This window comes from Vibrio intestinalis, from assembly GCF_025195085.2.
GTDB lineage: Bacteria > Pseudomonadota > Gammaproteobacteria > Enterobacterales > Vibrionaceae > Vibrio > Vibrio intestinalis.
This window is the reverse complement of sequence record NZ_JANAVY020000001.1, coordinates 615,470-628,625: the sequence shown is the minus strand read 5'-3', so window position 1 is coordinate 628,625 and position 13,156 is coordinate 615,470. Positions and strand designations below refer to the sequence as shown.

Here is a 13,156-nt window from a genome sequence, read left to right as displayed (position 1 = left end):
TGTCCGAACAACCCTTTAGTTGTTCTTTGAGGAGGTCCTTATGCTGAATAAAGAATTAGAATCGAGTCTCAACGGCGCGTTCGCCCGTGCACGAGATAAAAGACATGAGTTTATGACCGTCGAGCACCTCCTACTAGCGTTGCTAGAGAATGATGCCGCGCGAGATGCACTGACTGCGTGCCAAGCTGATATAGACGCTTTGCGTAATGAGCTAGACGTATTTATTGATCAAACGACTCCTCTTATCCCAGAAAACGATGAAACACGTGAAACCCAGCCAACTCTTAGCTTTCAAAGAGTGCTTCAACGTGCCGTTTTCCATGTTCAATCGTCTGGTCGCAGTGAAGTGACAGGCGCCAATGTTTTAGTGGCGATCTTTAGTGAGCAAGAGTCTCATGCAGCCTACTTGCTGAAAAAGAACGACATTAGCCGCTTAGACATTGTGAACTTTATTTCTCACGGTATTTCAAAAACGACTGGTGAAGCGGATGACTCATCTTCTGAATCATTCGGTAGCGAAGCACCAAGCGAAGATAACAGCTCAGAAGAGCGTTTAGAAAGTTTTGCTACAAACCTCAACCAAGTGGCGAAAAAAGGTCAAATTGATCCGCTGATTGGTCGAGACAAAGAGCTAGAACGCACCATTCAAGTGCTTTGCCGACGTCGCAAGAACAACCCGCTATTGGTTGGTGAAGCTGGCGTAGGTAAAACCGCCATTGCTGAAGGTCTAGCTTGGAGAATTGTTGAAGGCCAAGTGCCAGAGATCATCAAAGATAGCATCATTTATTCACTAGATATTGGCTCGCTATTAGCGGGTACAAAATATCGTGGTGATTTTGAGAAGCGCTTTAAAGCCATTCTTAAACAGCTTGAAAAAGAAGAGGATGCGATTCTCTTCATCGATGAAATTCATACCATTATCGGTGCTGGTGCAGCATCTGGTGGTCAAGTTGATGCCGCGAACTTAATTAAACCGCTACTGAGCAGCGGTAAGTTACGCTGTATTGGTTCGACTACTTATCAAGAATACAGCACGATTTTTGAAAAAGAGCGCGCGCTATCTCGCCGCTTCCAAAAAATCGATGTGGTTGAACCATCATTAGATGACACCACTAAGATTCTAATTGGTTTGAAACCGAAATATGAAGCGCACCATGAAGTTCGCTACACCAATAAAGCGCTGCGCGCTGCGGTAGAATTGTCAGCCAAGTACATTAATGAGCGTCACCTGCCAGATAAAGCCATCGATGTTATCGATGAAGCGGGCGCACGCAGTCGTCTTGCTCCTGCTAGCCGTCGTAAGAAAACAGTTGGTGTGGCTGATATTGAAGCTATGGTTGCTAAGATGGCTCGCATCCCAGAAAAATCAGTGTCATCTACCGACAAAGAGATCCTTCAGTCTCTTGATGAGAAGATGAAGATGTTGGTGTTTGGTCAAGACAATGCCATCGATGTGTTGAGCGAAGCGATTAAGCTAACTCGCGCAGGCCTAGGTGCAGACAACAAACCTGTTGGTTCATTCTTGTTTGCTGGCCCAACGGGTGTAGGTAAAACAGAAGTGACGGTTCAGCTTGCTAAGTTGATGGGTATTGAACTACTGCGTTTTGATATGTCGGAATACGGTGAGCGTCACTCAGTTAGCCGCCTAATTGGCGCGCCTCCGGGTTATGTTGGTTACGATCAAGGTGGTCTGTTAACAGACGCTGTGATTAAACATCCGCATTCTGTCGTGCTGCTTGATGAGATTGAAAAAGCGCACCCAGATATCTTCAATTTGCTACTGCAAGTGATGGATAACGGTACTCTCACAGACAACAATGGTCGTAAAGCGGATTTCAGAAACGTTATTCTTGTAATGACAACCAACGCGGGTGTTCAAGAGACTGAGAAGAAATCCATTGGTCTTATCCAACAGGATCATAGCCATGATGCGATGGCGGAAATTAAGAAGGTGTTCACACCTGAATTCCGTAACCGTCTGGATAATATCATTTGGTTCAATAGCTTGAGCGAAGATGTTATTCACCAAGTGGTGGATAAATTCATTGTTGAATTGCAAGCTCAGCTTGATGTTCGCGGCGTATCGCTTGAGATCTCAGATGACGCTCGTAAGTGGCTTGCCGCCAAAGGTTACGACAAAGCGATGGGTGCTCGTCCGATGGGACGCGTGATTCAAGATAAGCTCAAAAAACCATTGGCAAACGAATTACTGTTTGGTGAATTGGTCGATGGCGGTACGGTGAAGGTCACTCTGAAGTCAGATAAGTTAGAGTTTGATTTCATGAATGAGAAAGAAGCCGCAGTGCATTAATTCGAACTCGATAACGTAAAGCCAGAGCAATTGCTCTGGCTTTTTTGTTTTTGCTCTTAGGTAAAGTGTATAACAGCTGTTGTTTTATATGCGACTGATGTCTTATTTAGGTGATGAGAATGGATTAGTATCTGGATATCAAATTAATACTTTTGTATTAATTAATCTCCTAAATATAAAAGCTAAGGAAAGTTATAAAATGAAAAAGCTTGCAGCCAGAATCTTGGTCATTGCTCTCACTTCAGTTGGATTAATTGCGTGTGGCGGTACTCCGCAACAACCTGCTGCGGAAACTGTTACTCTGTCTTCCGCTATAAACGTTAAAGAACTAGATTTAAATCTTACGTTCAAACATACGCCTGAAATTAAGTATCACACTCAAGAGGAGTTAACGTCACTTGTAACATCCTTACTAAAGACAAAGCTTAAAGAAAAACAATTACTGTCTACAGCGCCAGAGGCCGACTCGATTGTGATAAATGTCGATTATTTCCGTCGATTTTTAGGTGATGCCACTCCACTTCCTAGTGATTCGTTAGCAGCCCCAGAATTTGAGTATCAGATCAAACTAGCACAAGGTCAGGAAATGAAGACTGTAGTATCTAGAGATAATTTGGTCTATAAGCCTGGGTTTGCATCTAGTTTGAAGATTATTGGTGGTGGTTTAAGAGACAAAGAAGATGAGCTTCCATTTGTTGAGGCTTTAGTAAATACCCTCATTGATGACATAGAAAAAAATACAAACTAAAAGTAGAAGCCAGAGCAATTGCTCTGGCTTTTTTCATTATCGATAGGCGGAAAGTCGTAAAGAGATGAATTGATAGGACTCTTCTACATCACCCGGAATGGGTTGCTCTATCTGAAATCCTTTCTCTGGGTATATTTTAATGCGTTCAAAGTCGCCTAACATTGCTTCCAACGCCATACACAAATCAATATCTTCATTGAAGTAATCAACGAAAGACAAAGCAGGAGAAGTGACGGTGGCACTTTCGATAGCATTTGGCCATTGCTTCATAAACGTCGCGTAGGCACGGCGCTCCATGTAAGGTTTTTGAACCAAGATGAAGCGCTGAAAATCGAGTTTAAGCTTTCCTAGCATTTGTGCAGTTAAGATGACGTTTTCACCGCTGTTAGTTGCTTGGTTTTCAAGAATGATCTTATCTGCAGGTACACCCAAGTCCTTTGCGATGGCAGCAAACGTTTCTGCTTCTGTTTGATCAAATACCCCTTCAGTCAAACGGCCAAAACCACCGGAGAAAATCAGATATTCAGCCATACCTTGGTGATAGAGATTGACAGCATGTTCAGCCACACGAGGATCATTGCTGCCCAGTACGAAAATGCAGTCAGCTTTCTCTATGTGGTGGTTTAGCTGCATGTATTGCCACAAATTTTCTATATGCTCGAACAGACGCATCGTAATGTCCTCAAATAGTTTCTAACGTGTGTTGAAAGTGGAATCGATAGCCATGATCAATGGCTTTGTCGGCCATAATTCGTTTGTCAGCAACAGAGACAGTCTCTGGTAAAGTGTCTTCACTTTGCATTCGCTCTAACGCAGTTTGATAAAACTCGGCTTTATTGGTGGTGTTTGGCGTTGTGGCATTAATGATTTGCTGGCTAAAGTGTGACGCAGCAAACACTGAGATACCAATGGCATCGTTGAGATGCAGCATGTTCGCCGGTGCTTGTGTGCTGACTTGGCGCAGTTTGCTTACAAAGCGAGAAGGGTGGCGCTCAGGGCCAATCAGGCCACTACAGCGAATGATGGTGTAATCTAAACCACTGTTAATCAGGTGTTGCTCTGCTAGCAGCATCACGCGGGCATTATCGGAAAAATCCGGATTGTCGGTAGCCTTGTCTAAGCTGGCACACTCTTCGGACATATCTTTTGGTTGATTGGGATAAACCGTGGTGGAGCTTATCATCACAATCTTTTTGACCTTACTGGCTTTTGCTGCGGAGACCAACTTCAGCCAATGTTGCGCGTATTGGTCGCCATTACCTTTGCGAAATCCAGGGGGAAAGCAGCCAAATAACAGCTCAGCATTAAGCGGGGCTATAGCGGTACGGATTTCTTCTAGCGGATTGTTAAGATTGAGCAGAGCCGAATTCAAACCTGATTGAGTGATTTCATCACAGCCATGCTGAGTTGTGCGGGTAGCGATGACTGAATGGCCTAAGTTAGATAAGCAGTGGCCAAGAGGCTGGCCTAACCAGCCTGCACCGACGATGACGATATTTTTCATTCCCTTTCTCCACTCCCTGTCACGATGATTCATTGTGTAGCTGATTCATTATGTAGCTTAGTTAACCTATTACGCAAACACTTATGCGCGGCGCAATTGCTAACGCTTTGGTGCTGTACGATATCGATATTCGCATGCCAAGTAAGGTTCTCAAATTGAGATTTTACTCGGACCAATAGCCCAGCTTCTAAGGCTGGTTGTGCGATATGGATTGGCAGCATCCCCCATCCAAAGCCATTAGAGATAAGCTCAAGGGATACATAGTGACTATCGGCATACCACACGTCTGGACTATGGGCTTTTTGAAAGCTGCTCATCTCGCTAGATTTCGAACGAATTACGATTTGTCGATGCAGCCTCAAGGCATCGAGGTGTGGAATGGTGAGCGATGCGAGTGGATGCTGCTTCGCAACGTAAACATCAAATGCGACATTGCCTAGTCCTTCAAAATCTATGGATTCATCGAGGCTTGCCTCGCTAAACATGATGCCCATCGTCGCACGGCGATCTCTAACCAATTGGAGAATGTCGATGCTTGACGCACTCAAGCATTCAAAATGAATCATCGGAAACTGTTCGCTTACGCTTTGCAGCGCAATGGAGAGTTGACTCATTGGAATACCTTCATCAACGGCCAAAGTGATGTCTTGATATTGTCTGCCATCGAGTTGGTGGGCGCAGTTAATCAATCTTCGATGCTGGATGACTGCCGCTTTAGCGTGAGGAAGAAGCTGAGAACCTTGCGCTGTTAATAGAGGATAACGGCCAGAGCGATCAAACAGCTCATAGCCGCAGTCTATTTCCATGTTCATTATATGTTGGCTGACGGCAGACTGAACTTTACCTAGCTTGCGTGCGGCTGCAGAAAATGAACCTTGCTCGACGGTTTGAATGAAGGCATCCAATTGCTCAATACTAAACATATCACTTTTGCTGATGGTATCTGACTTTCTAGTATCTTATATCGAGATGATAATAGCGTCTATTGATAGAGCATAATTTAGAGAACCATGATGCAAACTAAAGAACGAATCTTCCACGCAATTACATTTGAAGCAGTGGCACTAGCGATAATCATTCCTTCTGCGGCCATGATTACGGGCAAAGCGACTGGGTCACTTGCCGTTGTCGGTATTGGCCTGAGCTTGTTCACCGTAGTATGGAACTATTTTTACAACATTTGGTTTGACCGTTGGTTTGGTTATGACCGTGCCAATCGTTCATTTAAGTTAAGGGTGGGGCATACATTTGGATTTGAAGGTGGTTTGATTTTCCTAACAGTGCCAACGATAGCTTGGTTTCTGCAAATTTCAATTGGTGCCGCTTTGTTGTTAGAGGCAGGCTTTTTAGTCTTTTTCTTCTTCTACGCGACAGGATTTAATTGGCTGTATGACCGTTTACAACCTTATAAGTGGATGTTTGCAAGCAAGAGACAAGCTTAAGTTAACTCAATAAAAAAAGCACCGCATTGCGGTGCTTTTTCCGTCGGTGTCTATTACTTTAATACACGAAGAATTTTGTCTGCATGTTCTGCGACTTCAATACCTTCATCAGTCAGGTAGCCGCCATCAGGCAATGTACATAGTCCTTTTTCGTAGAGTTTTGTTACGGCTTTTTGCATTTCTTCTGATGCATCGTTGTGCACCTTAATGCCAGTTGCGGAGCTACTAATATCGAATTGCAGTAGCAAATTGAGTTCAGAAAGATGTTCTGGCAAGTATTTCATAAGAGATTCCTTATTTTGTCTTCCTATCCAAAGTACTGCGAACGACGTGATTCGACAATCTTGATATGAGAGAAGTGTTAGCTAATGCAAAAAAGCAGATTTTTGCATAAAAATTGCTTTTAATATGAAAAATTAGCCTAATGAGCTTAAAGTGCAAACTTCTAAAATTAGCTTTTTAACTAAAGTCATGATTAATCTAAATATAATTAGATTTTGATACAGTGCGTTTAGCTATTTTGATCGCAATGTCGGCATTGATAAGTCTAGTTTGTCTTCTCGTAAAAAACATTTTTAGTTAACACCAAAATTAGTGCTTGAATAAATGCTGAATACGAGTGATTATCCGCGCCCTCCTATTTACCTGTTTCAAAATGTTACACTAACATGAACCTTAACCAGTTTGATTCATTGCTCCCACCACAAATGGCGGAGCGCGCGGCCGAAATTGGCCTTGGTAAAGCAACCAAAGATCCGGTTAAATCATTTCTACTCGCGATCTCTGCTGGCATTCATATTGGCATCGCATTTATCTTCTATACCACGGTCACCACCGGAACATCGGAGATGGCTTGGGGTATGACACGCTTGATAGGCGGCATTGCTTTTAGCTTAGGCTTGATCTTAGTGGTGGTAACAGGTGGAGAGCTTTTTACCAGTTCGGTACTGACTCTTGTCGCGAGGGCAAGTGGAAAAATTTCTTGGAAAACGTTGTTTAAGAACTGGTTTGTTGTCTACATCGGCAATGGTATCGGTGCGTTATTGCTTGTGCTGTGCATGGTAGTAACCAAGCAATATATGTTTGACCATGGCCAAGTGGGTTTGAATGCAATGGCGATTTCGCAGCACAAATTGCATCATGGATTTTTCCAAGCGGTAGCACTAGGCATTATGTGTAATGTGCTAGTGTGTATTGCGGTTTGGATGACGTTCAGTGGCCGCACACTTACAGATAAAATCATGGTGATGATTTTGCCAGTTGCGATGTTTGTATCTGCGGGTTTTGAACACTGCATTGCAAACATGTTTCAGGTGCCAATGGCGATCGCTATCAAGACATTTGCGCCTGCTGAGTTTTGGCAAATGACCGGTGCTAACATTGCCGATTACGCGGATTTGAATCTGCTCGGCTTTCTCGTTAACAACCTTATCCCGGTGACTCTTGGCAATATTATTGGTGGTGGTTTGTTTGTCGGAATGTGGTACTGGCTGATTTACCTACGTGACGACCAACACCTAGTATAGAAATGAGGCTCGCCAATGCGAGCCTTTTTTGTATTTGCGGTTTGTATTGAGCTTTGGCCTAAGCCTTGCTGGTGGGGTCAATGATAGTCCAATAGTCCGAGCTCTGGGATGAAGTTGTCAGTGTGGATCTCTGCTGGCTCAGTCACCAACCAGTTATTCTGATCTTCTTGTTCTAATTCGGCCAATAACAGGCTTCTGCTCATATTGTCTGATGTGATGTCGTGTTGTCCCTGTTGCATTTTATCGTCCTCTTAATCCGACATTTTCGTGAGTTTAAAAAGCGATTTTGACGATTGAATGACAGTTATGTGGCGTAAAAGTGAACAATTTCATTCGGGAAAGGGCGGCTAATGAATTCTCGCAGTAGAGTTATCTTCAATACTGTTACAGTGTTATCCACAGATTCTGTGGATAACACCTTATAAATACCGTGGTTAGGTAAAAAGACTGGTTAGTTTTTGTTCGTTGTTATGAGTATTCGGCCACTTGGGGTAATGCTGTTGCGGATGGTAAGGCTTAAGGTGACTGCAACTGCGACGATTGACATCACGAAGATAGCGATCATGATCATGAGCTGATATTTAATGGCGACCATAGGACTTGCTCCACCTAATATTTGCCCTGTCATCATCCCCGGTAAAGTCACCAAGCCGCTGGTGCTCATGGTTGCCATAGAAGGTGCGATGGACTTTCTAATGGCATCACGCACAAAGGGTAAGGTGGCATAACGAGGTGAAGCACCGAGTGAAATCGCCCCTTCATACTCTGCTTTACGTTGTTCAAAGCTGGTGAATAGGTTTTGTAGAGCGACGATATTCCCGCTTAGTGAGTTGCCAAGTAACATTCCTGCTAAAGGGATAAGATATTGTGCGTTATAAAATGGGGTAGGTTTCACAACCGCTAGGCAGATGAGAAAAAGCACCGGCGTTAGGCCAATAAATAGTCCCAGAGCCACCGAACCAAGAACCGGTTTTTTAGGCAGTTGAGCTTTACCCACAATCGAGATTGCCCCAATCAATATCATCGCTAAAAGCCACAATAAATTGATTGATAGGCTATTTAGCTCAAACAAAAACTCTAGATACACACCGACTAAAATCAACTGAATCGTCATGCGTGCAACGCTGATCAACAGCTCGTTTTCGATTTTTAGCTGATAGTAACGGCTTAGCCCTAAAGGTATGGCGAGTGTTGTAAAAAACAGTGTTAAAACGGTCCAAGGAATATCGACAACAGTGGTCATAAAATCTCTCCAATTTACCGTTTTGTATTGTACCTCAAGTTAAGAATTATCCCGGAAAACAAATTAGCGAACGAGCTAAATTACGCTATGCTGATAGTTTACATTTTTATAACAGTTTGTTGTTTTTGAATGAAAATTATTGCCTTTTAACTGATTGTGATGGCCTGTTTTCTGCGAGATTTGACTCGCAAAAAGAGGGTGAATTACCCCTTTAGTGTTATTCATAAATTGTCACAAATGCACGCTTTTTTATACATGATTTTTTATTCAAACACATATTTGGATGACCTCAAAAAAGTATGGGATAACAGGTGGGATAAGGGAGTAATTGATTGAACCCTACTATTGGTATGGTCTAAAATTTTCAATAGAAATAGTCAAACTTATAGCTTGATTATAAGAGCTATCCAATAACACTAAATACGCAATAGGCAAATGTATGAGTGATGTTAACAAAATTGAAAAAGGCGAGAAATCTTCGCTGGAGTGGAAGTCTTTCCTCTTCATCACAGTTGTTCTTTTTCCAATTCTAAGTGTGGCATTCGTAGGCGGTTACGGTTTTATCGTCTGGGCGCTACAAGTGTTCTTCTTTGGTCCTCCAGGCGTTCACGGTTAAGCCTTGACCTCCGACCGCACTTATAAATTAGAATTTTAAGAGAGCAAGTCATGAAAAATATGATTATTAAACTGTGGCGCACTATGACGCGTCCTGCGGTTCATATCAGCCTTGGTGTGCTGACTATGGGCGGCTTTGTTGCTGGTGTTGTTTTCTGGGGTGGTTTTAATACGGCTTTAGAAGCGACTAACACAGAAGAATTTTGTATTAGCTGTCACACCATGCGTGACAATGTATACGTTGAGCTTCAAGAAACTGTTCACTGGAAAAACCACTCTGGTGTTCGTGCAACATGTCCTGACTGCCACGTACCGCACAACTGGACAGACAAAATTGCACGTAAGATGCAGGCTTCTAAAGAAGTATTCGCACAAGTATTTGGCAACTACGATGAAGAAGGCGTTTTTGAAGAGCGTCGTATCGAGTTAGCAAAACACGAATGGGATCGTTTCTCGGCAAACAAATCTCTTGAGTGTAAAAACTGTCACAACTACGAATCAATGGACTTTGATCTAATGTCTCCAACTGCTCGCATTCAAATGAAGCAAGCGGCAGAGAAAGATCAAAGCTGTATCGACTGTCACAAAGGTATCGCGCACAAACTTCCTGCGGGTATGGACAGCATCGGCGGTATCGTTGGTGAGCTAGAGCAACTAGCGTCAAGCACAGACTACTCAGTAGGTAATGCGCTTGTGAGTGTTCGCCACCTTCCTATGTACTTCGATGACAAAGGTACACAAGAAGCGGGTCTCCTAAACCCTGCATCTACTGTAACTATGCTTGAAGACAACGGCGACATGATGAAAGTTGAGATTGACGGCTGGCGTAAAGCAAAAGGCTTTGGTCGTGTAATCCAAGAAGACTTCGGTATGAACATCGCGGTGGGCTCTCTACTTAAAGAAGCGGCACTGAGCGACGACGTAGTAGTAAAAGGCGAGAAGAAAGTGGACGAGCTTACTGGTCTGCCTTGGGAAAAAATCACTGCAACAGTTTGGATGAAGAAAGAAGCGATGCTTAACGACGTGACTCCAATCTGGGAGAAAGCGAGCGATTCGTACAACACTAACTGTTCTGTATGTCACACTCAGCCAGACGAAGCGCACTTCGATGCGAACACATGGCCAGGTATGTTTAACGGTATGCTTGCATTCGTTAACCTAGACACAGACAGCGAAGCGCTAGTACTTAAGTACCTACAAAAGCACTCTTCAGATTTTGTTGAAGGTCACCACTAATAAGCGTCATACGGAGTAATAATAATGGCTATTACACGAAGAAGTTTTCTTAAAGGTGTAGCAACCACAAGTGCAGCGTCAGTAATTGGTCCAAGCTTATTGGCATCAGCATCTGCAAACGCAGCAGAAACAACGGGTACTTGGAAAGTTTCAGGTTCTCACTGGGGCGCATTCCGCGCCCACATCTATGCGGGTAAAGTGCAAGAGATTAAACCTCTTGAGTCTGATACTAACCCGACAGATATGATCAACGGCATCAAGGGTATTATTTACAGCCCTTCACGTGTTCGTTACCCAATGGTTCGCCTTGATTGGCTTAAGAAGCACAAATACAGTGCTGAAACACGTGGTGACAACCGTTTCATCCGTGTTACTTGGGATGAAGCTCTTGATCTGTTCTACCGCGAGCTAGAGCGCGTACAAAAAGATTACGGTCCTTGGGCACTGCACGCAGGTCAAACAGGCTGGCGTCAAACTGGTCAGTTCCACAGCTGTACTAGCCACATGCAACGCGCTGTAGGCATGCACGGTAACTACATCACGAAAGTAGGTGACTACTCGACGGGTGCTGGTCAGACAATTCTGCCTTACGTTCTTGGTTCAACAGAAGTATACGCACAAGGTACTTCTTGGTCTGAGATCCTAGAGAACTCTGACAACATCGTTCTTTGGGCAAACGATCCAGTGAAAAACCTACAAGTAGGTTGGAACTGTGAGACGCACCAATCGTTCCCATACCTAGAGCAGCTAAAAGAGAAAGTCGCGAAAGGCGAGATCAATGTTCTTTCTGTTGACCCAGTGAAGAACAAAACTCAGCGTTTCCTTGAAAACGATCACCTGTACATCAACCCGATGACAGACGTGGCGTTTATGCTTGCTGTAGCGCACGTGCTATACAATGAAGACCTACACGACAAAGAGTTTATCAAGACTTACTGTCTAGGCTTCGATGATTTCATCAAGTACGTTCAGGGTGAAACCAAAGATAAAGTGGTTAAGACTCCTGAGTGGGCAGCGGAAATCTGTGGCGTTAAAGCGGATAAGATTCGCGAATTTGCACGCATGCTAGTGAACGGTCGTACACAGATCCTGATGGGTTGGTGTATTCAACGTCAAGAGCACGGTGAGCAGCCTTACTGGGCAGCAGCGGTAGTTGCAGCAATGGTTGGTCAAATTGGTCTACCAGGCGGCGGTATCTCTTACGGTCACCACTACTCAGGTATCGGTGTTCCTTCAACTGGTTTCGCGGCACCTGGCGGTTTCCCTCGTAACCCAGATGACAAGCCTAAGTGGGACAACAACGACTTCAACGGCTTTAGTAAGACAATCCCAGTTGCACGCTGGATTGACTGTCTACTAGAACCAGGTAAAGAGATTCGTTACAACGGCTCTAAAGTTAAACTACCTGGCTACAAGATGATGGTTATCTCGGGTAACAACCCGTGGCACCACCACCAAGACCGTAACCGCATGAAGAAGGCATTCAAACAGCTACAAACAGTAGTAACGATTGAATTTGCTTGGACAGCGACTTGTCGTTTCTCAGACATCGTTCTTCCTGCGTGTACTCAGTTCGAGCGTAACGACATTGACGTTTACGGTTCTTACTCAGGTAAAGGTCTGATCGCAATGCACCGTCTAGTGGATCCATTGTTCCAATCTAAGACTGACTTTGACATCTTTACAGAGCTAACACGTCGCTTCGGCCGTCACAACGAGTACACTCGTGGTATGGATGAAATGCAATGGGTTCGTTCTCTATACGATGATTGTCGTGCAGCGAACAAAGCGAAGTTCGATATGCCAGAGTTTGAACAATTCTGGGAAGAGAGCGTTCTAGACTTTGGTGTTGGTCAACCTTGGGTTCGTCACGCGGATTTCCGTAAAGACCCAGAGATCAACGCACTAGGTACGCCATCAGGCTTTATCGAAATTACTTCACGTAAGATTGGTCGCTACGGTTACGAACACTGTCAAGAGCACCCGATGTGGTTCGAGAAGACAGAACGTTCACACGGTGGTCCTGGTTCAGACAAATTCCCGTTCTGGCTACAATCATGTCACCCAGACAAGCGTCTTCACTCGCAAATGTGTGAATCGGAAGAGTTCCGTGCAACTTACGCAGTGAAAGGTCGTGAGCCGGTGTACATCAACCCAGCAGACGCGAAAGCGAAAGGCATTAAAGACGGCGATCTAGTACGAGTGTACAACGACCGTGGTCAACTGCTTGCTGGTGCTGTACTGACTGACAGCTACCCACGTGGCGTAATTCGTATCGAAGAAGGTGCATGGTACGGCCCTCTAAATGAGAAAGAAGGCGCGATCTGTACTTACGGCGATCCAAACACGCTGACAATGGACATCGGTTCATCTGAGCTAGCTCAGGCGACATCTGCAAACACTTGTATCGTAGAATTCGAGAAATTCCGCGGTAAAGTGCCACCAGTAACGTCATTCGGTGGTCCAATCGAAATCAACTAGTTTTTGAATCTTCAAATACTGTGATTGCTAATACCAGCCTTCGGGCTGGT

The 13,156-nt window shown here is 44.2% G+C and carries 13 protein-coding genes; 7 read left to right on the top strand and 6 right to left on the bottom strand.

Annotation, left to right across the window (positions count from 1 at the left end):
• Positions 1–40: 40 nt before the first annotated feature.
• Both clpA and MU515_RS02715 read left to right on the top strand, forming a co-directional pair.
• Positions 41–2,311 (top strand): ATP-dependent Clp protease ATP-binding subunit ClpA, encoded by a 2,271-nt coding sequence (clpA, locus tag MU515_RS02720; protein ID WP_260258839.1) that lies wholly within the window; start codon positions 41–43, stop codon positions 2,309–2,311.
• 97 nt (positions 2,312–2,408) lie between these two features.
• Complete coding sequence (locus tag MU515_RS02715; protein ID WP_260258838.1) at positions 2,409–3,059, top strand: hypothetical protein; 651 nt, start codon at positions 2,409–2,411, stop codon at positions 3,057–3,059.
• 36 nt (positions 3,060–3,095) lie between these two features.
• Here MU515_RS02715 and MU515_RS02710 read toward each other — a convergent pair whose 3' ends face one another.
• Genes MU515_RS02710 through MU515_RS02700 form a run of 3 tightly spaced genes read right to left on the bottom strand, consistent with a single transcriptional unit; the run spans position 3,096 to position 5,486 of the window.
• A complete protein-coding gene (locus tag MU515_RS02710; protein ID WP_260259173.1) occupies positions 3,096–3,737 on the bottom strand; it encodes a YdcF family protein in 642 nt (213 codons plus the stop codon).
• 4 nt (positions 3,738–3,741) lie between these two features.
• Entirely contained in the window at positions 3,742–4,563 is an 822-nt protein-coding gene (locus tag MU515_RS02705; protein WP_260258837.1) for an NAD(P)H-binding protein, read from the bottom strand.
• 29 nt (positions 4,564–4,592) lie between these two features.
• Positions 4,593–5,486 (bottom strand): LysR family transcriptional regulator, encoded by an 894-nt coding sequence (locus tag MU515_RS02700; protein ID WP_260258836.1) that lies wholly within the window; start codon positions 5,484–5,486, stop codon positions 4,593–4,595.
• A 90-nt stretch (positions 5,487–5,576) separates the two neighbouring features.
• Here MU515_RS02700 and MU515_RS02695 point away from each other — a divergent pair, with 90 nt between their 5' ends.
• The gene (locus MU515_RS02695; protein ID WP_260259172.1) at positions 5,577–6,005 is read left to right on the top strand and encodes a PACE efflux transporter; all 429 of its coding nucleotides are present in this window, start codon (positions 5,577–5,579) and stop codon (positions 6,003–6,005) included.
• Positions 6,006–6,058: 53 nt separating this feature from the next.
• Here the strand turns inward: MU515_RS02695 and MU515_RS02690 are convergent, their stop codons facing one another.
• Positions 6,059–6,289 (bottom strand): TIGR02647 family protein, encoded by a 231-nt coding sequence (locus tag MU515_RS02690; protein WP_260258835.1) that lies wholly within the window; start codon positions 6,287–6,289, stop codon positions 6,059–6,061.
• Positions 6,290–6,673: 384 nt separating this feature from the next.
• Between MU515_RS02690 and focA the strand changes: the two genes are divergently transcribed.
• Positions 6,674–7,531 (top strand): formate transporter FocA, encoded by an 858-nt coding sequence (gene focA / locus MU515_RS02685; RefSeq protein ID WP_260258834.1) that lies wholly within the window; start codon positions 6,674–6,676, stop codon positions 7,529–7,531.
• Positions 7,532–7,608: 77 nt separating this feature from the next.
• Here focA and MU515_RS02680 read toward each other — a convergent pair whose 3' ends face one another.
• Both MU515_RS02680 and MU515_RS02675 read right to left on the bottom strand, forming a co-directional pair.
• Positions 7,609–7,770 carry a hypothetical protein gene (locus tag MU515_RS02680; protein WP_260258832.1) on the bottom strand — a complete coding sequence of 54 codons (162 nt, stop codon included), beginning with the start codon at positions 7,768–7,770 and terminating at the stop codon, positions 7,609–7,611.
• A gap of 212 nt (positions 7,771–7,982) precedes the next feature.
• Positions 7,983–8,774 carry an ABC transporter permease gene (locus MU515_RS02675; RefSeq protein WP_260258831.1) on the bottom strand — a complete coding sequence of 264 codons (792 nt, stop codon included), beginning with the start codon at positions 8,772–8,774 and terminating at the stop codon, positions 7,983–7,985.
• A gap of 439 nt (positions 8,775–9,213) precedes the next feature.
• On the opposite strand from MU515_RS02675, the gene torE reads away from it, so the two are divergent.
• From torE to torA, 3 genes are read left to right on the top strand one after another with little or no spacing between them, the layout of a single operon-like run.
• Positions 9,214–9,390: a trimethylamine N-oxide reductase system protein TorE gene (gene torE, locus MU515_RS02670; RefSeq protein ID WP_260258830.1), complete on the top strand. Its 177-nt coding sequence runs from the start codon at positions 9,214–9,216 to the stop codon at positions 9,388–9,390.
• A gap of 50 nt (positions 9,391–9,440) precedes the next feature.
• Positions 9,441–10,625 carry a pentaheme c-type cytochrome TorC gene (gene torC, locus MU515_RS02665; RefSeq protein WP_260258829.1) on the top strand — a complete coding sequence of 395 codons (1,185 nt, stop codon included), beginning with the start codon at positions 9,441–9,443 and terminating at the stop codon, positions 10,623–10,625.
• Between the two features lie 24 nt (positions 10,626–10,649).
• Positions 10,650–13,106, top strand: coding sequence for a trimethylamine-N-oxide reductase TorA (gene torA, locus MU515_RS02660; protein ID WP_260258828.1), 2,457 nt, complete (start codon positions 10,650–10,652; stop codon positions 13,104–13,106).
• Positions 13,107–13,156: the final 50 nt, after the last annotated feature.

Coding starts and splice junctions, on each gene's coding strand:
- MU515_RS02695 (WP_260259172.1), top strand. CDS start 5,577: ATGCAAACTAAAGAACGAATCTTCCACGCAATTACATTTGAAGCAGTG.
- MU515_RS02690 (WP_260258835.1), bottom strand. CDS start 6,289: ATGAAATACTTGCCAGAACATCTTTCTGAACTCAATTTGCTACTGCAA.
- torE (WP_260258830.1), top strand. CDS start 9,214: ATGAGTGATGTTAACAAAATTGAAAAAGGCGAGAAATCTTCGCTGGAG.
- torA (WP_260258828.1), top strand. CDS start 10,650: ATGGCTATTACACGAAGAAGTTTTCTTAAAGGTGTAGCAACCACAAGT.
- clpA (WP_260258839.1), top strand. CDS start 41: ATGCTGAATAAAGAATTAGAATCGAGTCTCAACGGCGCGTTCGCCCGT.
- MU515_RS02700 (WP_260258836.1), bottom strand. CDS start 5,486: ATGTTTAGTATTGAGCAATTGGATGCCTTCATTCAAACCGTCGAGCAA.
- MU515_RS02705 (WP_260258837.1), bottom strand. CDS start 4,563: ATGAAAAATATCGTCATCGTCGGTGCAGGCTGGTTAGGCCAGCCTCTT.
- focA (WP_260258834.1), top strand. CDS start 6,674: ATGAACCTTAACCAGTTTGATTCATTGCTCCCACCACAAATGGCGGAG.
- MU515_RS02675 (WP_260258831.1), bottom strand. CDS start 8,774: ATGACCACTGTTGTCGATATTCCTTGGACCGTTTTAACACTGTTTTTT.
- torC (WP_260258829.1), top strand. CDS start 9,441: ATGAAAAATATGATTATTAAACTGTGGCGCACTATGACGCGTCCTGCG.
- MU515_RS02715 (WP_260258838.1), top strand. CDS start 2,409: ATGTCTTATTTAGGTGATGAGAATGGATTAGTATCTGGATATCAAATT.
- MU515_RS02680 (WP_260258832.1), bottom strand. CDS start 7,770: ATGCAACAGGGACAACACGACATCACATCAGACAATATGAGCAGAAGC.